We start from the raw sequence: 19,693 nt of genomic DNA, 5'->3' as shown, positions 1-19,693 counted from the left end.
CAATCGATGAGCGCAATCTTACTTTGGGTTGCGGCAATATCAGGTGGAATATCTGTTGTGACGTCCCTCATTGCCTCTGTAGCTTCCAACCGCGCCTCAGGAATACTACAGCGCGAAGCAGACACCAAAATCGCCCAGGCAAATGCTCTAGCGGCGGCAGCCGGTCTCGAAACTTTAAAACTAAGAGAGAAGATGTCTTGGCGACGGATAAATCCAGAACAGCAAACTAAGTTGATAACTTCTTTAGAAGGCAATAGCTTCGAGGTTTGGACGAGTTGGGTTGGGAATGATCCAGAAGCGACAATTTACCGCAACGAGTTAGATGAAGCGCTTAGAAACGCTGGACTTAAAACCAAGCATTTTTCTGGAATGGCAATGGCAATTGGGTTAAAAGTGGTAGGGCCAGAATCTAAGCATAAGTCCCAGCTAATTAAAGCGTTTGAGGCAGCAAATTTGCAGTTTTCAATAGAAGGCCCGGGCAGTTTCGCAAAAGACGATTTGGTAGTTATCGTTGGCACAAAGCCGGAACCATTATGACTGACGAAGACCGCCTCACCACCCCCGACAAACGGCCTGAAGATATTGACGCCGCGCTTCGTCCTAAAACGCTTGCTGAGTTTATCGGGCAGGCGGCGGCGCGGGATAATTTGCGGGTGTTTATTGAGGCGGCGAAGGGGCGGGGGCAGCCGTTGGACCATGTGCTGTTCTTTGGCCCGCCGGGTCTTGGCAAGACCACGCTGGCGCAGATTGTCGCAAAGGAAATGGGCGTGGGTTTTCGCGCCACCTCCGGCCCTGTCATCGCCAAATCCGGCGACCTGGCCGCTTTGCTCACCAATTTGGAAGATGGCGACGTCTTGTTCATTGACGAAATCCACCGCCTAAGCCCCGTCGTCGAAGAAATCCTCTATCCCGCGATGGAGGACCGTGCGCTCGATATCATGATTGGCGAAGGGCCGTCGGCGCGGTCGGTGCGGATTGATTTGCCTGCGTTCACGCTTGTCGGCGCGACCACGCGGCAGGGGTTATTGACCACGCCTTTGCGCGACCGTTTTGGCATTCCGGTGCGGTTGAATTTCTATACGCATAGTGAGCTGGAGCTGGTCGTCACCCGCGCTGCCCGATTGCTGGACCTGGGCATTGCCCCCGATGGTGCGAATGAGATTGCCAAGCGGGCGCGCGGCACACCGCGTATCGCCGGACGCTTGCTGCGCCGTGTGCGCGATTTTGCCAATGTCGCTGGCGAGCCGGTTGTCACCGCCAAAATCGCCGATAATGCGCTCAACCGGTTGGAGGTCGATGCGCTTGGCCTTGATGCGATGGACCGGCGTTATCTGTATATGATCGCCGACATTTATCGCGGCGGGCCCGTGGGCGTGGAGGCGCTGGCCGCGGGCCTGTCCGAGCCGCGCGACACGATTGAGGATGTGGTCGAGCCCTATCTGCTGCAACTGGGCCTGATCGCGCGCACCGCGCGTGGCCGCTGCCTCAATGCGCCGGGGTGGAAACATCTTGGCCTCAACCCGCCCGCCGGGTCCCAAGACGGATTGTTTGATACATAAAGACATTCCGAGTGTCTCGGGCGATTAATTGCGGCCGCTTTTGCTAAAAACCCTTCCCGCTGGACTCGACAAAGGTTAAGCAAAAAGCGCAATGTCCATACCTCAACCCTATCAAGGCCATTTTGACGGCACGCGCCACTATTTTGCTGTGCGCGTATATTTTGAAGACACCGATTTTTCCGGCGTGGTCTATCATGCGCGCTATCTGCATTTCATGGAACGGGCGCGTTCGGACATGCTGGCCTGTGTCGGCATTGATCAGCGCCGTGTACATGCCGAGGGTCAGGGCGCCTATGCCGTGACCGAGATGCAGATCAAATATCGCCGCGCCGCGCATTTTGACGATGCGTTGGTGGTCGTCAGCACCGTTGAAGCCGTCCGCGCGGCCAGTTGCGACATTCATCAAACCGTCATGCGCGGCGACGACATACTCACCGAGGCGCGGGTAACCGCCGCCTTTGTTTCACCCGACGGCAAGGCGCGCCGACAACCTGCGATTTGGGTTGCCGCGTTCCAGCCGATACTCCACCGACCCGCAGAATAGGATATCCATGAACCTGCTTACCGCGACCCAAAATATGGGCTTTTCACCCGTTGATTTGTTTATGGACGCCGACCTGGTGGTCAAATCGGTCATTGTCGGCCTTGCATTGTCGAGCGTCTGGGTATGGATGATCGTCATCAGCTTCACGGTGAAAATGTCCGGCATCAACCGGAAAAGCACAGCGTTTGAACGTGAATTTTGGGCCAGCTCGGATATTGCTGCTTTTTCCAAGGCGCATGCCCAAAATGAGCTGCCCGTGGCGAAGGTCTTTGCCGCTGGCATGGCCGAATGGCGGCTGTCAACCAAAGGCAAAAACATTGACCGCGCCGGAACGCGGGAACGGCTGGCCACGGCGATGGATGCCACAATCGCTGCGGAAACTGACCGGCTTGCCAATCGCCTGAACTTTCTGGCCACCACGGGTTCGGTTGCGCCATTCATTGGCCTGTTCGGCACAGTATGGGGCATTATGCGCAGCTTTGCCGCGATTGCAGCCGAGCAAAATTCCAGCCTCGCGGTCGTCGCGCCGGGGATTGCGGAGGCATTATTTGCCACCGCCATTGGCCTGTTCGCCGCCATTCCAGCGGTCATCGCCTATAACCGTTTCTCCCACCGGCTGAACCAATATGAAGCACGCATGGGGCGCTTTGCCGATGGCTTCCATGGCACGTTGAGCCGAGAATTGGAGCTTGAGGTTTAAGCATGGCCATGAACACTTCATCCCGCAGTAGTGGCGGCGGACGTGGGCGGCGGCGTGGGGGCCGACGCGCGCCGATGGCGGACATCAACGTCACGCCCTTTGTCGACGTCATGCTCGTTCTGCTCATCATCTTCATGGTCACCGCGCCGTTGCTGGTAACGGGCGTGCCCGTCGAGCTGCCGGAAAGCCGCGCCAACGCGCTGGATCAAAAGGATGAGCCTATAGAAATCGCCATTGACCGCGACGGCGTGACCTTCATCGATGGCACCGAGGTTGCGCCTGCTGACCTTGCCGCACGACTGGGCGAAATCGCCGCTACACAAACACGCGACAAGCCGCGCCAGATCATGCTGCGCGGGGATACCGCGATCAGCTACGGCCAAATGATGCGGGTCATGGGCGAACTAAACCGTGCTGGGTTGAACAGCGTAAGCTTAGTCACCACCGGTTCAGCAAACGACAGCTAAGCAGATGGCAATGGATCGGGCGGAGATATTAGGATTTGGCGCAGCACTTGGCGGCCATGCCCTTTTACTGGGTGTGTTCGCGCTTGGGCTGATGGCATCTACAAAAACTGCACCCAAGCCGGAGTCCATCTCCGTTTCCCTTATCGGTGAAATTGCCGATGTGTCGAGCGCGCCCGATGCTATCCAAGAAGAATCCGCGCCGCCCGCCGCAGGTGCAACCGCGCCTGCCGAACCGCCGCCTGCCCCGACGCCTGTGATGAAGGTCGAAAAGCCGCAGCCCAAGCCACTGCCGAAACCCGCGAAAGCAGAGACGGCTCCAACTGTTACCAAGGCCGCAGCCAAGCCGGTAAAAACCGCCGCCGCGCCGCCCAAAACCACCAATGCTGCGACCGCCAGTGGCAAAGGCGCCACGCCGGCCAAACCGGGCGGCCTCAGCCGCAGCTTTGAAGACAGCATTAACAATATCGGCAAGGCCCCCGGCACGGGCAAAGCCGTGGGCACGCCAGCCACCAAAACCGCCACGGAAGTGCGTCGCTCCGTGGGTGTCAGCATCGCCGGCCAAATCCGCGGGCGCGTGCGTGCCTGCGCGCCAACGGGTGTCGACATCAACAAGATAGAGACGTTCGTGACGTTAAGCTTGGATATATCGGGTAAATTAACGTCTGTACGTTTTGACAAGCAAACCGGCCAAAATGACAGCAACCAGCCGCAGGCAGGTCTGTTGAAAGATTGCATCCTGCAAGCGGTGCGCGCAGCATCACCTTATGACGGACTTGATCCTGAATATCATGACGTTTGGAAAAACCACGCGCTGCGTTTGCGCGCCACGGGATAAAGGAATGAGATATATGTCACTCTTCGCGTTCAACCGGAAACTGGCGTCTTTCCTGCTTTTAATCTTAGGCGCGCAAGCTGCGATGGCGCAAACCCCTGCCCCTGCGCCGCCTGCGTCGGATGAGCCGGAATTGGTCGAATTTGACACTGCCAAAACCCGCTCCATCGCGGTCCCTGCTTTGGTTGCGCCGTCGCCCGCCGACACGCCAGCGGGCAATAGCGCGGCGCTGGGCCGCCAAATTGCGGAGGTTATCTCCTCCAACCTGCGCGCATCGGGCGTCTTTGAAACCCAAGGGCCAAATGGCCTGCGCATGATTGGCTTGGCGGAAGTTACGGCGCCGCAATTTGGCTATTGGAAAGCGCGTCCGGTCGAACAATTGGTGCAAGGCTTTGTCCGCGTGGGCGGCGATGGCAATTTGACCGTTGGCTGTTATCTTTACGATGTTGGCTTTGGCAGTGAAACCACGCGACTTGGTTTTAACGTGCCGCCGCGCGACTGGCGCAGGGCCGCGCATAAATGCGCCGATGCGATCTATTCACGGCTGACCGGCGAACTGCCCTTTTTCGACAGCCGCATTGCCTATATCGCCGAAAGCGGTCCCAAGAATAAACGGATAAAGCGACTTGCGATTATGGATTCGGATGGCGCAAACCATCGCTTCATCACCAATGGCCAATCGACCGCGCTGACGCCGCGTTTCTCGCCCAATTATAAATCCATTCTGTATTTATCCTATGTCGACGGGAACCCGCGTATTTATGTCTATGACATTGATGCCGGGCGTCAGCGTCTGATTACGGAATCCAAAAGCCCCACCTTCGCCCCGCGCTGGTCCCCCGATGGCCAGACGATATTATATTCGATGGCGGTGTCGGGAAATACCGACGTCTACAAGATTTCGGCGAGCGGCAATGGCGCGCCGGTGAAGCTCACCAGCTCGCCCGGCATTGATGTCGGCGGCAGCTTTTCCCCCGATGGCCGCCAGATCGTGTTTGAAAGCGACCGTTCGGGCAGCCAGCAAATCTATGTCATGAACGCCGACGGCAGCAACCAACGCCGGATCAGCTTTGGCGGGGGCCGTTTCGCTACGCCCGAATGGAGCCCGCGCGCGGACTTGATTGCCTTTACGCGCATCGCAGGCGATTTCCGCGTCGGCACGATGCGCCCGGACGGTTCGGGCGAACGGCTGCTGACCAATAGCTGGCAAGACGAGGCGCCGACATGGGCACCCAATGGCCGTGTTATCCAATTCTTCCGCACGGCCAAAGGCAGTGGTAAAACCAGTATCTGGCAAGTTGACCTAACCGGTTCCAACGAACGCCAATTGCCCACGCCTGTCGATGGTTCCGACCCGGCATGGGGACCTGTATTGCCCTAATGAAGTTTCACACTCGTTCATATCCCGACCGGATGTCGGGCAAAACCCAAGGAGAAGACCATGACGAAAAATAGGATCAAAATGGCAGCCCTTTTGTTGGTATCTACCGCGCTTGTTGCTGGCTGCGCCAAGAAGGCGGTCGATGTGCTGCCACCCGCCGCCGAGGGCACCGATTATGGCCAGACACCGCCCGTGGACCCGAATGCGGGCGCGAACAAGATTGTGCCCGGCAGCCAGGAAGATTTCCTGCAACAGGTTGGCCAATATGGCGACCGTATCTTGTTTGAAACCGACCGCTTCAACGTCGATGCCGAAGATCAAGACGTGTTGCAGCGTCAGGCGCAATGGTTGGCGCAACATCCAAATACGCGCATCACCGTCGAAGGCCATGCCGATGAACGCGGCACCCGCGATTATAACTTGGCCTTGGGTGAACGCCGCGCGAACTCCGCCAAAAATTTCCTCGTTTCCATTGGTGTCGATGCCAGCCGTATTCAGACCGTCAGCTATGGCAAAGAACGACCATCGGCCCTGGGATCGGACGAGCAAGCTTGGGCGCAGAACCGCCGCGCGGTGACCGTCACCGTTCGATAAAAATAACAAGCCTATCTGGTATGCGTCGGTTGGCTGTCGTCAGCCGCCGACGCGCTTCCCTTTTTCGTCGCCATTGTCGTTCGCGCAACGCTGGGTTCGCTTTGTCGAACGGGTGATGCAGGCTTGCAGTCTGTCGCTAGGCGTGACAGCTTGTCACCCAACAATAATGGCAGGGGAGCCAGTTCGTGAAAAATTACATCAAGTCGATTTTGCTACTGAGCGCGGCGATCCTGCCGACCAGCGCATTTGCCCAAGCGGCGGCCGATGACAAAGCCCCGAAATGGGATGTTGCTGCGCCTCCGGGCTTGAAAGTGCGCCAGATCAGCATCGATACTGATGAAGGTTCATGGATGAACCTTGATGTCAGCCCCGATGGCAAGACCATTGCGTTCGATCTGCTTGGCGATATCTACATCATTCCTGTAACTGGTGGGACGCCAACGCGCATATCCGAAGGTCTGCCCTTTGAAACACAGCCGCGTTTTTCGCCGGACGGAAACCGCATTGCCTTTACCTCTGACCGGGGTGGCGGCGACAATATCTGGATCATGAACCGCGACGGTTCGGACAAAAGGCAATTGAGCAAAGAGGATTTCCGCTTGCTCAATCAACCAAGCTGGAGCCCCGATGGCCGCTTCATTGCCGCCAAGAAGCATTTCACCACGGGGCGTTCGCTGGGAACAGGCGAAATCTGGCTCTACCATGTCTCGGGCGGCGCTGGCGTCTTGTTGGTCAAGCGGCCCAATGAGCAGCACCAGAAGGAACTGGGCGAGCCCATTTTTGCGCCAGACGGTAAGCATGTTTATTATACGCGCAACATCACGCCGGGCCCCATTTTCCAATATGCGCAGGATTCCAACGGCCAGATTTTCGATATTGAAAGCTATGACATCGAAACCGGAAAAACCGAAACAGCGGTATCAGGCGTCGGCGGATCGGTCCGCCCAACTCCTTCGCCCGACGGCCAAAAAATCGCCTTTGTTCGCCGCGAGCGGACGCAGTCCAAATTATATGTGAAGGACCTCAGCACGGGCGAGGAGCGCAAGATTTACGATGCGCTGGATCAAGATGTGCAGGAAACCTGGGCCGTCACGGGCGTCTATCCCAATATGGATTGGTCGCCCGATAGCAAGACCATCTATTTCTGGGCCGGCGGCAAAATCCGCAAGGTTGATTGGCCAAGCGGCGCGTCGAGCGTCATCCCGTTCCGCGTTTCGGACACGCGCGACATGATTGACCCGCCGCTGCCGCAAATTGAAGTCGCGCCGACCAGCTTCGAAACCAAAATGCCGCGTGGTCCGGTTACCGCGCCAGATGGCCGGACTATCCTGTTCGAAACCATGGGCAAATTATGGGTCAAGTCCGCAGCAGGTGGCACGGCACGACGCCTGACCGCGTCCGACACCGGCATGGAGGCCTATCCCACTTGGTCGCGCGACGGCAAAAGCATCGCTTATGTCCATTGGACCGATAAGGGCCTTGGCAACATCCACATCATCAGCGCAAGCGGCGGCACGCCCAAAAAGGCAACGGCGCAGCCCGGCCATTATGCCCGCCCGCGTTTCTCGCCCGATGGCAAAACGATTGTCTTTGAAAAGCAGGAAGGCGGCAGGCTAACCTCCCCCTTGCGTTCGGACCAACCGGGCATTTACCGTATGCCCGCGACGGGCGGCGCAGCGACGCGCGTCACCTCGGCGGGAACCACACCGCATTTCGGCGCGTCCAACGACCGGATGTTTTACACAGAATCGGGCGCGAACAAACGCATGCTCGTCAGCGTGGATATGAACGGCGAAGCCAAGCGCAACCATGCCAGCGGCGAGCTGACGACGATTTACGAAGTGTCGCCCGATGGCAATAATTTCGCCTTCCGCCAAAATTACGAAGCCTTTGTCATGCCCCTGATGCCGGGCACGCAGGACGTAACCGCTTCGGCATCAGGCAGTGCGCTTCCTGTCGTAAAGGTTAGCAATGGCGGCGCGGATTATATGCATTGGAGCCGCAATGGCGACGCCTTGCATTGGGCAATTGGGCCAACGCTGTACACAGCGCAGACCAATGCTTTCTACCCCAATGGCCCGCTGGCCAAGGACGCCAAGCCCGTCAAATTTGCCCCACCGAAGGAAGGCGTATCGCTGTCCATGACGGTCAGCTCGGACCGCCCAAGTGGCGTCGTTGCCTTCACCGGCGCGCGCGTCGTCACCATGGCGGACAAGAGCGGCGGAATAATCAACAATGCCGTGATCTTGGTCGAAAATGACCGGATTAAGGCCGTTGGCAAAATGGGCGACTTCGCCATTCCTGCGGGCGCAAAGACCGTTGATGTCGCTGGCAAGACGATCATTCCCGGCCTTGTCGATGCCCATGCCCATGGCCCTTATGGCGTGGACGAAATGACCCCGCAGCAAAATTGGGTGAATATGCTCAACCTTGCCATGGGCATTACCACGCGCCATGACCCGTCGAGCAGCGCCGCCACCGTGTTCCCCGCGTTGGAGATGCAGCGGGCTGGCCTGTTGCTTGGGCCACGCTCCTTCTCAACGGGCGAGATCGTCTATGGTGCCAAGGCTGCGGACGTCTACGCCGAAATCAACGGTCTGGATGATGCGCTGGCGCATGTCCGGCGGTTGAAAGCGCAAGGCGCGCATAGCGTCAAAAACTACAACCAGCCGCGCCGTGAGCAGCGTCAGCAAGTGGTGGCCGCCGCGCTGCAGGAGAATATGCGCTCGGTCGCCGAAGGGGGTTCGCTGTTCGGTATGGACATGAACCTGATCGCCGATGGCAACACCACCGTTGAACATAATATCCCGCTCGACATCTTCTATGATGATGTGCTGCAATTCTTCTCCAAGTCGAAAGTGGGTTATACGCCCACGCTTGTGGTGACTTATGGCGGCCCAGCGGGCGACCCTTATTGGCGGTCACATACCGATGTGTTCCGGCATCCGTTGATGGCGAAGCATTATCCGCCGACCGATCTTACGGCCAATAATGCCCGCCGCGAAATTGCGCCGGAAGAGGATTATGTCGACGACAACAGCGCGCGGGAGGCACATAAGCTGGCCAAGCTGGGCGTCCCTGTATCCATCGGCGCACATGGCCAAGAGGCTGGTATTGCCGCGCATTGGGAGCTTTGGTCCTTCGTCCGTGGCGGCATGTCACCGATTGAGGCGCTCGCCGCTGGCACCATCGAGTCTGCACGTTCGCTGGGCTATGACAAGGATGTGGGCTCCATCGCCGCAGGCAAGCTGGCTGATCTCGTCATCTTGGATGCCGACCCAAGCGTTGACATCCGCAATTCGGACAAGGTCGCAAAGGTCATGATCGGTGGCCGCCTATATGACGCCGCCACTTTGCATGAAGAAGTCACCGGAACGCGCAAGCGACTGCCTTATTATTGGGAGTAAGCTTCATCCGACGCGCAACATTTTCTGGCCTGGGTGCATAGTCCCGGGCTGGGAAATGGTGCGCCAATCGCGCCCGTGCATTCCGGTCGCCATGTGACGATATGCCAAATCATTTCAGGCGCAAAAAAGCAGACTCCACATTGCTGCAAAATGCAGTATAGAACAAAACATGAACATAAAGGCGATTCTACCAACAGCGACTTTTCCTTCTGTGCAGAATGCATGGAAGCAATATCAGCCAAATGCATCACCCCCCTTATTGCCCATCGGCGCGCCCCAAGTCGACGAACGCTTGCGCGGCGGCATAGTCCAAGCCGGGCTGCATGAATTTTTTGGCGGGGCAAAGGCCGACTCTTATGCCGCTGCTGCGTTCGCATTGTTGCTGGCATGGCGCTTGCCGGAGAATGACGCAGGGATCTTCTGGATAACAGGCGACAAGGAACGTCAGACGTCGGGCCGGCTATACCCGCTTGGGCTATCGGCCATGGGCGGCAATCCATCGCGGATATTGCTGGTCCAAACAGCAGATTTGCGCGACGCCCTTCGGGCCGCAGCCGACACTATCCGGTCAAAGGCAGCGCGCGCGGTCATCTTGGAAACGCATGGCAATGCCCGCTTGGTGGACCTGACATCGACGCGGCGTTTGGCGCTCGCGGCGGCGGAAAGTGGCGTATTGGCGTTGCTGGTGCGCGGCGATGCTGTGCCGATGCCCAGCGCGGCCAGCACACGCTGGCAGATATGTTCTGCACCATCGGTGCCCTTAATGGGCAATGCGCCCGGCCTTCCAACCTTTGACCTCCGCCTTCTGCGCCATCGCGGCGGCACAGCGCCCTTTGCGGCAAGAGTAACTTGGGATCATGCAACACGAAGCTTTTTTGACACGCCTTTATCTGGCGGTCTTTCTGCCCCTATTACCGACGCAGCGGCTGATCCGCAGCACAGGTTCCGCGCCTGACACGCCCTTTGCGATGGTTGAAAAGCAAAGCGGGGCGATGCGGTTGGCGGCTTGTGATACAGCCGCGCTTGCGCTTGGTTTAAGCGCGGGCATGGCCTTGGCCGATGCCCGTGCCCGCGTGCCTGACCTTGCGGTATTTGACTATGACCCGGCGGCGGACATCGCATTGCTTGGCTGGCTGGCCGACGGGTGCGAACGCTATAGCCCGGCCTGCATGCTTGACCCGCCGCAAGGGCTGTTGATCGACATCACGGGCTGCACCCACCCCTTTGGCGATGATGCGGGGCGCTTGGCCAAGGACCTGAAGCAACGCTTGCGCCGCCAGGGTCTTACGGGCCAAATTGCCTTGGGCGCGACCCCAGACAGCGCACGGGCCAAGGCACTTTATGCCACATCAGCGATTCACACTTTGCCCGTCGAGGCATTGGACGCAGGCGACAAGGTGCATCAGGCACTGCGCCGTGCTGGCCTGAAAACATTGAAGGACTTGGCCTGCCGCCCGCGCAAGCCCTTTGCCGCCCGCTTTGGCAAGGCGACCGTCGTTAAACTGGCACGCCTGCTGGAGGAAGAGGATGCACGCATCACCCCGCGCCGCCATGTGCCCGTCATCACCGTCACGCAAAATTTTGCCGAGCCTGTTTCGCGCAATAATGACGTTCTCGACACCATCGCGACGCTGACCCACCAAGCCGCTGCGCAGTTGAATGACCGCAGCCAAGGTGGCCGCCGGTTTGAGGTCAGCCTGTTTCGAAGCGATGGCCATGTTGCGCGGCTGGCGGTTGATACAGGCACACCGACGCGGGATTCCGCCTTGTTAATGCGGTTGATCCGCGAACGGATTGACACGCTGTCCGACCCGCTTGACCCCGGTTTTGGTTATGACCGCATGCAACTCAGCGTGCCGACGGCGGATATTTTGCTGCCATCGCAGGCGGGGTTGGAAACAAAGGTTGACCGGTCGGCGCAAACCGCAGCACTGATTGACCGGCTAAGCGTTCGGCTGGGCAGCGACCGCGTGCGCTATTTTGCAGAACGCAACAGCCATATCCCCGAACGCGCCGTCGTCGAATGCGCCGCGCAATCGGGCCAGCCGCAAAAGGATTGGCCGCAAGCAACTGAGGCCGGACCGCCCATGCGCCCCTTTCGCTTGTTCGAAACACCGCAGCGGGTGGAGGCGCTGGTATCGATCCCCGATGGCCCGCCGCGCCAGTTTCGTTGGCGCAAAAATCTGCACCATATTGTCGCCTATGAAGGGCCCGAACGTATTGCCGCCGAATGGTGGCGGCGCAAGGCGGGGCATGAACCGGGCAAAGGCGGGCCAACGCGCGATTATTACCGCGTGGAGGACAGCGAGGGGCGGCGTTTCTGGCTGTTTCGCCATGGCCTATATTCCGAAACCGACGCGCCCATTTGGTATCTGCACGGGCTGTTCGCATGACGCACGGCTTTGTCTATGCAGAGCTGGTTGCGGCGACCAATTATTCTTTCCTGCGCGGGGCGTCACATCCCGCCGATATGGTGTTGCAGGCCGCCGCGCTTGGCTTGAACGCCATTGGCATAGCTGACCGGAACAGCGTGGCCGGCGTCGTCCGCGCGTGGGTCGCGGTCAAAAAGGCAAAGGCCGAAAATGCGCTTCCACACAGCTTCCGGCTGGTCACGGGTAGCCGCTTAGTCTTTGCCGATGGCACGCCCGACATTGTTGTCTATCCCAAAAACCGCAAGGGATGGGGGCGGCTGACACGGTTGCTGACGGTCGGCAATATGCGTTCCAACAAGGGCGGGTGCATATTGCACTTTGATGATCTGGCCGGATATTTGGAGGATTTGCTGCTGATCATATTGCCGCAGTCGACCGCCGAAGAGACCAACCCGCATAAAAATCCCGTCGCATATAGCCATGCCGATGGCGACGAGAAATTGCGTTTGGTGGAAACCACACCCGCCGATTTGGAAGCGGTGATACGCCGGCTGACAAAGCTTGCGCCGGACAGGGTCTGGCTTGGCATCATGATGCATGGACGGGGCAAGGACCGACGTAGGCTGGAGGAACAGCGCGCCTTGGCCACGCAATGCGGAGTGCCGATCCTTGCCGTCAATGACGCGCTTTATGCCGATAGCGCCGCACGGCCATTGCATGATGTGCTGACTGCGATCCGCTTAGGCGTGTCAGTAGATCAGGCTGGCACGCGGCTGGAGGTCAATGCCGAACGCTATCTCAAATCACCCGCAGAAATGACGCGGCTATTCGCGGGTGCGCCCGAAGCGATTGCAGAGACTCAGAAGCTGCTCGACCAAATCGCATTTGACCTCAACCAGTTGAAATATGAATATCCCAATGAGCCTGTGCCGAACGGGTGGGCGCCGCAGGACTGGCTGGAGCATCTGGTGCGCAGCGAAGCCGAGCGGCGGCACCCCGATGGCCTACCGCCCAAATGGGTCCGCGCGCTGGACGAAGAATTTACGTTGGTGCGCCAGAAAAATTACGCCTGCTATTTCCTGACGGTCCATGACATTGTCCAGTTTGCGCGGTCGCAAGACCCGCCGATCCTGTGTCAGGGTCGTGGCTCCGCCGCCAATTCGGTGATTTGCTATTTATTGGGCATCACATCGGTGGACCCTGTGGCCAACAATCTTTTATTCTCACGCTTTTTGTCCGAAGAGCGTGACGAACCCCCCGATATCGACGTCGATTTCGAACATGAACGGCGTGAGGAGGTGATGCAATATGTCTATCGCCGGTTTAAGCGGCACCGCGCGGGCATTGCCGCGACGGTCATCCATTATCGCCCGCGCAGCACTGTGCGCGAGGTGGGCAAGGCCATTGGCCTGACCGAAGATGTCACCGCGCGGCTGGCGGGCACGGTCTGGGGCAGCTTTGGCAGGGACTTGTCCGAGGCGCGCTTGATTGAGGCAGGGTTTGACCCCGACAACCCGCAAATCGCCCGGCTACACGCCTTTGTCGGCCAATTGCTCGACTTTCCACGCCATTTGTCGCAACATGTCGGCGGCTATGTCCTCACCGAAAATCGTCTGGATGAAACCGTGCCGATCCACAATGGCGCGATGGCCGAACGGACCTTCATCGAATGGGACAAGGATGATATCGACGCGCTGAACCTGTTGAAGGTTGATATCTTGGCATTGGGCATGCTGACCTGCATCCGCAAAAGCTTCGAAATGTTGCGGCAGACAGGCGGCGGAGATTACACCTTGGACAGCGTTCCAGCCGAGGACCCAGCGGTCTATGCCATGCTGCAAAAGGGCGACAGCATCGGCACATTCCAAGTCGAAAGCCGCGCGCAAATCAACATGCTGCCGCGCCTGAAGCCCAAGGAATTTTACGACCTTGTCATCCAGATCGCGATTGTGCGCCCCGGCCCGATTGAGGGCGACATGGTTCACCCTTATTTACGGCGGCGCAATGGAGAGGAGACAGTTGAATATCCCTCCCCCGCGCCGCCGCATGACCCCCATGAACTGCACGATATTTTGTACCGCACTTATGGTGTGCCGTTGTTTCAGGAACAAGCGATGAAGCTGGCGATGGTCGCCGCCGCATTTACCCCGGATGAGGCCAATGGCCTGCGCCGCGCAATGGCGACCTTCCGCAATTCGGGCACTATGCCACAATATAAGGACAAGATGATCCATGGCATGGTGCAGCGCGGATATCAGCAGGATTTCGCCGAGCGTTGTTACAAACAGATTGAAGGTTTTGGCAGCTATGGTTTTCCCGAAAGCCATGCCCAGGCCTTTGCCCATTTGGTCTATATTTCATCCTGGCTGAAATGCCATCATCCGGCGATTTTTACCGCCGCCTTGCTCAATTCGCAGCCCATGGGTTTCTACGCCCCGGCGCAGCTTGTGCAGGATGCGCAGCGGCACAAGGTCGATGTCCGCGCCATTGATGTCAATTTCAGCGCTTGGGACAATAGCATCGAGGCCGGTGCCTTGCGCCTTGGTTTCCGGCAGATCAGCGGGTTCCAGCAAGATTGGGCTTTGGCCATTGCAGCCGCGCGGCCCTTTGCTTCGTTGGAAGAATTGGCACGCAAGGCAAAGTTACCGCCTCGCGCCTTGCATATGCTGGCGGATGCCGATGCCGTGCGCTCGCTTGGCTTGGACCGGCGCGAAGGTGGCTGGGAAGCGCGGCGCACGCCGTCGGATGAATTGCCTTTATTTGCAGCGGCAGATGCACGGGAATTGGCGAAGGAGGCCGAAATCGCCTTGCCCATCATGCCTATCAGCGAACATGTCGCGGCCGATTATCACATGACGCGCTTGTCGCTAAAGGGGCACCCGATGGCGTTCTTACGCGACCTGTTCGCCGCCGAGGGCATATTGACCTGCGCGCAGACCGATGCGGCAAAGCATGGCAGGCGCGTTAAAACCGCCGGTGTTGTGCTGACGCGGCAAAGGCCGGGGAAGGGCAATGCCATTTTCATCACGATTGAGGATGAAACCGGCACCACCAATGCGTTACTGTGGTCGCGCCTGTTCGAACGGCAACGCCGCGCCGTCATGGCGTCACGGTTGATGGTGATTGAAGGTGAGGTGCAACGCAGCAAGGAGGGCGTGGTGCACCTCATGGCGACAACGATAACCGACCGATCGCATGAGCTGGAACGCCTGTCGCAGGACCATGATGCCAATGTGCCGCTCAGCCGGTCGGACGAATTTGCCCAGCCCGTTTACCCGCGCCACGGCCATCCGCGTAATGTCCGCCTTTTGCCCAAGTCACGCGACTTTCATTAGGGTCAGGCCGCGTCCTTGGCGGCGCGGCGTGCGGCGAGTTCTTCCACTGACACCGCCCGCATGAACGGGTTGGTGGCGCGTTCCAGCGCAATCGTCGTCGGCACCGTCGCCACGCCACGTTCGCGCAAGGCAATGACATCGGCCAGACGCGCGGCAAGATCGGCATTGTCCGGTTCGACCGTCACCGCAAAGCGGGCATTGCTGAGCGTATATTCATGCGCGCAATAAATCGCGGTATCGTCGCCCAAAGCCTCCAGCTTACGCATATTGTCATACATTTGCGCGGCGGTGCCTTCGAACAATCGGCCACAGCCCATCGCGAATAAGGTATCGCCGACAAAGGCGGCTTGCGCGGTCGCGAAATAATACGCGATATGTCCAGCGGTATGGGCGGGCACATCAATCACCGCCGCGCGCACGTCGCCCAATTGGACAACATCCCCGCCGCGCACATGCACATCCAAGGTCGGTATCCGCGCCGCTTCATCCGCAGGCCCCGTGATGACGCAGCCCGTCGCTGCCTTAATCTCTGCATTGCCGCCGACATGGTCGGGATGCCAATGCGTGTTCCAAATCTGCGTGATCGTCCACCCACGCGCTTCGGCCGCTGCCAAGACAGGGGCTGCCACCGCCGGATCGACCACCAATGTCTCCCCGCTTTGCGCTTCATGCACCAGCCAGACATAATTGTCCGACAGCACAGGAATCCGAACGATCTCCAGCATATTCACCACGCCCCGACATTGGGCATGCTCGCCCATGGTTCCGCAGGGGGAAGATTACCGTCTTGCAGCAGCTCAATCGAAATGCCGTCTGGGGTCGGCACAAAGGCCATATGCCCGTCGCGTGGTGGGCGGTTGATCGTCACCCCTGCATCCATCAGCCGCTGACAGGTCGCGTAAATATCATCGACGCGATAGGCCAAATGGCCAAAATTGCGTCCGCCGTCATAAACCTCCGGCACGCTGCCATCTGCCGGCGGCCAATTGTGCGTCAACTCCACCTCGGCAAGGCCAGCCTGCCCGGGTGCCGCCAAAAAGATAAGCGTGAAGCGCCCCGCTTCACTGTCAAAACGGCGCACTTCCTCCAGCCCGATCAGCTTGAAAAAAGCGACCGTTGCATCGGGGTCGGTAACACGGATCATGCTGTGCAGATAGGTTATCGGCATTGTCATTCCATTCACAAAAGCGCGTTGTTTGCGACATAGCCATGAACCTTGGCCGCTGTCCATGCAAGGGGCACACGCAATCCGGCTATCTGGACTGAGGCTCGCTGGTCGGTGCAGGCGTCGCCGCCGCTAAAGCCGCAAGCTGTGCCGCTGCGGTGGCGGCTTGCCGACTATTGGGCCCAATCTTAATGGCCTGTTCCCATTGCTTGCGCGCGGTATCGTCGTCCCCTGCGGCAACCGCGATATTGCCTGCCTCCAACGCCACCGCCGGATCGCTGGGTAGTAACGCGGCGGAGGTTTGAATGAAAGCCAGCGCGTCGGGCAATTTGTTCAATCGCCGGGCCAAGGTCGCCGACAACAACCATGCCGCGCCATTTTCGGGCGCCAACTGCCGCGCCGTTGCCAAGGCGGCTTCGCCATCGGCGCTTTTGCCCAAAGCCACGAATGCCCGCGCACGGTCGACTTCGCTATCGGCGCGTTCCTTATTATCGAGAGACTTAGACGCCAGCGCCTTGCCAAGCGCGTCGATGGCGACATCTGCCTGTCCCGCCGCAATCGCGGCATTTCCCGCTTGTGCCCAGAAACGCGCAGCGCGGGGATCGCCCTTGGCTTGCGCCAACGTCGCCGCCTCGGTTAGCATTGGCACGGCAAGGTCAAATTTGAAATCGCTCGCCAGCGCAAAGCCGTGGCAGGCGCGCGCAAGATAGCCGCCCTTTTGCTGCGCCCATAGGCTAGCGCTGGATATCGCCGATGCAGGATCTTTGCTGGCCAGCGTCAGGCATTCGGTGAACTGCACCTCGTCCAAAGTCGGGAGCGGTTGCGCAGCGGCCAGCTGCAGCAGGAGTGGCAAGACATTCGACATGGTCGTTCCTGTAAAGTTCAGCAGGCCAACTTACCAACAACGTCAATCAGCAACGCAATATCCTGATCCCGTGAAAGCCGGTGATCGCCATCCTTTAACAATATCGTCTGCACATCGGATGAACGAAGCGCATCTGCAAGCTTCAACGACGTCTCCCATGGCACATCGGGGTCGCATTGCCCGTGGATCAACCGCACGGGGCAATCGATGCCAACCGTGCCGGTCAGCCGCAGGTTGCTTTGCCCCGATTGCCAAAAACCGCGCGTGATGACCATCGGGTCATAGCCATAATCGCTGGGCCGTTCGATGCGGCCCGTCGCGGCGATGGTCGCGCGGTCGGCGGCATCAAAATCCCAATCGGTGAAATCCGGCGCGGCGGCGATGCCGACCATCGCCGCGACTTGGTTCCCCAGCGCCTCTGCCACCAACAGCATAAGCCACCCGCCCATGGACGAGCCAATTAAGATAATAGGCCCAGGCTCGGCCTGCGCAAGCACGGTCAAAACATCGTCCCGCCAGATATCGAGCGTGCCATCCTCAAACGCGCCCTCGCTCTCGCCGCAGCCGGAATAATCCATCCGAAGCATGGCCATACCTTGCGCCGCCGCCCAAGCGGCCAAAGCCTGCGCCTTGCCGCCTTGCATGTCCGATTTATATCCGGGCAAGAAAACCAAAGTTGGCCCGCGCCCCGGCAAATGCCGATAGGCCAAGCGCACGCCATCGGCGCGCGTCACACATTGAGCAGCTGGCTCCAACAGCGTCAAATGACCCAGTCGACGGTCATCATTTGCGTCACATCCTGCCCCTTGGCCCGGCGTTGTTCGACCATGATTGTGTTCAACCGCTTCACCGTATCGCTGCCCGATGTGATGCACAGGCCGGGGATGACCGCATGCACCAGCGCCTTCATCCCGCCCCAGATCATTGTAAAGCCAAATCGGCTGGCGACGCGGAAATGTTCACCGTAATTTTCATCGACGCTTTTGGGATGATCGACAAACAGGCGGTTGAACATATTGGGTTTCCTTATCACATGATGCGGTGGGCGATTGGCCGTAGTGTAACGTGATCGTTACTTAAAATCAAAGCCCAAGCCCGATTTCGCCTTTCGGTCTTGCGCGCACATGGTTTTCAGCTCGGTCCATTCTGACGGTGTCGAAGTTGACGTCGGCGAGTTCGGCGTAGTCGGCGGGGGTGGTCCATGTGTGGGTCAATCTGCTGTTTCAATCTCTGGCCCTACTTTGGGCTTTCTAAAAAAGGCTGACCGGAGCATTTCGTGAAAAGGGCTGCCATGGTTCTCGTTTTCAACATAGCGGAGTGGTTCTTGCTCCAGTCGCGTAAGTGCCAATCCAAACAGTCGCGCAGTGAACGAGCCATCATAATTTGCAGCTTCACGTCGATACCCTTCATAGGCTTGGGCAACAGAGCTTTTAAAAGCGTAGTCCTCAGATAACCTAAATCGCTGCCCAATTTGCTTCGTAGCCACCCATGCAAACCAAACAGGCGCAGCTACAGAAAAGATGGTAACGACTACGTTAGCCCAAAGTTGGTTTAAACTGACAGCTGGATTTACTAGCAGCGCATTAAGCGTTTCAATACGTTCATGGGCAAGCCATGCGCCAAGCGCTAGTGAAGCGAGCAAACCCCCAACCCAAATCCACATTGAACTATTTAGAGCCGATGCGCGTCTCTCGAATGCACTGCCTAAACCCACCGTAGTCATAGCTGACGAATACTGACCGCATTTTTCAACAAGAACTTTTGCTTCGTTTTCGAGGTTCTCCAATATACTTTTATGGCTCTCAGAAGAGCTCAAAATAAGTCCGATCGCTTTGTGGTCAGCATTTGCGCTTTTTGCTACCTCCCTCAATTGCTCTAGTTCCGTAGGTAGAAGTTCAGCAGCCGTGTGGGCGTCGTTTATCCGGTCAATTTTTTCAGACAGATCCGAAGACTTGGTAATGACACTATTAACCTGTGTATCAACTGACTTGAGGCGCCTGAGCAGCGCGCGCGGCATCAGGTTCTGTTCCTCAACATCATTCCAATCAACTTCCGGCATCAGTAAAGGTGCAACCAGCGAGTGCGCCCATTCTAGGGTGCTTATAAGTGCTGGGAACGCTTGATGTCCGTTTCCGTTATAAAGTTGAGGAACTGTGTTGGACTGAAGACTAGCCATCCTTGATGGCAACAACCAGATCTTTTGGTCAAGCTCTGTATCAATCATGGCAGGAGATATCTCTCGCATCCGGGCTGCTAGCTTACGAATCTGATCCGCAATGTCGTGCCGGGAAACGGCAGGAAAATTCCATCCAAATGCCTCTTGTGTAGGACTGTACGGACTCGTGGGACATCTTTCATATTGCCGATAGGCAACCAGAAGGATGGATCCAATGACAAAGGAAGACCGCGATATTCAGCGCAAGCTCAAGGTGCTGCGCCATGCTGAGAAGATCAGTGACGTGGGCAAAACAT

At 58.2% G+C, this 19,693-nt stretch carries 18 protein-coding genes; 12 read left to right on the top strand and 6 right to left on the bottom strand.

Going from position 1 to position 19,693, the window contains the following annotated elements:
• Positions 1-6: 6 nt before the first annotated feature.
• The 12 genes from Q0O07_RS09215 to Q0O07_RS09160 all read left to right on the top strand — a co-directional run bounded on the left by Q0O07_RS09215 (position 7) and on the right by Q0O07_RS09160 (position 15,191).
• On the top strand, positions 7-537 hold the full coding sequence (locus Q0O07_RS09215) for a hypothetical protein (protein ID WP_295492776.1): 531 nt from the start codon (positions 7-9) through the stop codon (positions 535-537).
• The gene (gene ruvB, locus Q0O07_RS09210) at positions 534-1,559 is read left to right on the top strand and encodes a Holliday junction branch migration DNA helicase RuvB (RefSeq protein ID WP_295492774.1); all 1,026 of its coding nucleotides are present in this window, start codon (positions 534-536) and stop codon (positions 1,557-1,559) included. The genes Q0O07_RS09215 and ruvB overlap by 4 nt, the downstream gene beginning before the upstream one ends.
• A 91-nt stretch (positions 1,560-1,650) precedes the next feature.
• On the top strand, positions 1,651-2,103 hold the full coding sequence (locus tag Q0O07_RS09205) for a YbgC/FadM family acyl-CoA thioesterase (protein WP_295492772.1): 453 nt from the start codon (positions 1,651-1,653) through the stop codon (positions 2,101-2,103).
• Between the two features lie 7 nt (positions 2,104-2,110).
• Positions 2,111-2,803: a protein TolQ gene (gene tolQ, locus Q0O07_RS09200; protein WP_295492770.1), complete on the top strand. Its 693-nt coding sequence runs from the start codon at positions 2,111-2,113 to the stop codon at positions 2,801-2,803.
• Positions 2,804-2,805: 2 nt separating this feature from the next.
• Positions 2,806-3,270: a protein TolR gene (gene tolR / locus Q0O07_RS09195; RefSeq protein ID WP_295492767.1), complete on the top strand. Its 465-nt coding sequence runs from the start codon at positions 2,806-2,808 to the stop codon at positions 3,268-3,270.
• Between the two features lie 10 nt (positions 3,271-3,280).
• Entirely contained in the window at positions 3,281-4,105 is an 825-nt protein-coding gene (locus Q0O07_RS09190) for a hypothetical protein (RefSeq protein ID WP_295492765.1), read from the top strand.
• Between the two features lie 13 nt (positions 4,106-4,118).
• On the top strand, positions 4,119-5,483 hold the full coding sequence (gene tolB, locus Q0O07_RS09185) for a Tol-Pal system beta propeller repeat protein TolB (protein WP_295492763.1): 1,365 nt from the start codon (positions 4,119-4,121) through the stop codon (positions 5,481-5,483).
• A 60-nt stretch (positions 5,484-5,543) separates the two neighbouring features.
• Positions 5,544-6,077, top strand: coding sequence for a peptidoglycan-associated lipoprotein Pal (pal, locus tag Q0O07_RS09180; protein ID WP_295492762.1), 534 nt, complete (start codon positions 5,544-5,546; stop codon positions 6,075-6,077).
• A 185-nt stretch (positions 6,078-6,262) separates the two neighbouring features.
• On the top strand, positions 6,263-9,484 hold the full coding sequence (locus Q0O07_RS09175) for an amidohydrolase family protein (protein WP_295492760.1): 3,222 nt from the start codon (positions 6,263-6,265) through the stop codon (positions 9,482-9,484).
• A 169-nt stretch (positions 9,485-9,653) separates the two neighbouring features.
• Positions 9,654-10,439: a hypothetical protein gene (locus Q0O07_RS09170; RefSeq protein WP_295492758.1), complete on the top strand. Its 786-nt coding sequence runs from the start codon at positions 9,654-9,656 to the stop codon at positions 10,437-10,439.
• The gene (locus Q0O07_RS09165; protein WP_295492756.1) at positions 10,360-11,877 is read left to right on the top strand and encodes a DNA polymerase Y family protein; all 1,518 of its coding nucleotides are present in this window, start codon (positions 10,360-10,362) and stop codon (positions 11,875-11,877) included. Before Q0O07_RS09170 ends, Q0O07_RS09165 begins: the two co-directional genes overlap by 80 nt.
• Positions 11,874-15,191 (top strand): error-prone DNA polymerase, encoded by a 3,318-nt coding sequence (locus tag Q0O07_RS09160; RefSeq protein WP_295492753.1) that lies wholly within the window; start codon positions 11,874-11,876, stop codon positions 15,189-15,191. The genes Q0O07_RS09165 and Q0O07_RS09160 overlap by 4 nt, the downstream gene beginning before the upstream one ends.
• A gap of 2 nt (positions 15,192-15,193) precedes the next feature.
• Here Q0O07_RS09160 and gloB read toward each other — a convergent pair whose 3' ends face one another.
• From gloB to Q0O07_RS09130, 6 genes are all read right to left on the bottom strand, one after another.
• Positions 15,194-15,916 carry a hydroxyacylglutathione hydrolase gene (gene gloB / locus Q0O07_RS09155; protein WP_295492751.1) on the bottom strand — a complete coding sequence of 241 codons (723 nt, stop codon included), beginning with the start codon at positions 15,914-15,916 and terminating at the stop codon, positions 15,194-15,196.
• A gap of 2 nt (positions 15,917-15,918) precedes the next feature.
• Positions 15,919-16,359 carry a VOC family protein gene (locus tag Q0O07_RS09150; RefSeq protein ID WP_295492749.1) on the bottom strand — a complete coding sequence of 147 codons (441 nt, stop codon included), beginning with the start codon at positions 16,357-16,359 and terminating at the stop codon, positions 15,919-15,921.
• An 85-nt stretch (positions 16,360-16,444) separates the two neighbouring features.
• On the bottom strand, positions 16,445-17,221 hold the full coding sequence (locus tag Q0O07_RS09145; RefSeq protein ID WP_295492747.1) for a tetratricopeptide repeat protein: 777 nt from the start codon (positions 17,219-17,221) through the stop codon (positions 16,445-16,447).
• Positions 17,222-17,238: 17 nt separating this feature from the next.
• Positions 17,239-17,985, bottom strand: a complete 747-nt coding sequence (locus tag Q0O07_RS09140) for an alpha/beta hydrolase (protein WP_295492745.1) — start codon at positions 17,983-17,985, stop codon at positions 17,239-17,241.
• Positions 17,982-18,236 (bottom strand): DUF6356 family protein, encoded by a 255-nt coding sequence (locus Q0O07_RS09135; protein ID WP_295492743.1) that lies wholly within the window; start codon positions 18,234-18,236, stop codon positions 17,982-17,984. Before Q0O07_RS09135 ends, Q0O07_RS09140 begins: the two co-directional genes overlap by 4 nt.
• A 195-nt stretch (positions 18,237-18,431) precedes the next feature.
• Positions 18,432-19,445: a hypothetical protein gene (locus tag Q0O07_RS09130; RefSeq protein ID WP_295492741.1), complete on the bottom strand. Its 1,014-nt coding sequence runs from the start codon at positions 19,443-19,445 to the stop codon at positions 18,432-18,434.
• Positions 19,446-19,693: the final 248 nt, after the last annotated feature.

The sequence above is a fragment of the Sphingorhabdus sp. EL138 genome, from assembly GCF_945890115.1.
Classification (GTDB): domain Bacteria; phylum Pseudomonadota; class Alphaproteobacteria; order Sphingomonadales; family Sphingomonadaceae; genus Sphingorhabdus_B.
Note: the sequence above shows the minus strand (reverse complement) of the source record. Positions and strands in the feature narration are given on the sequence as shown.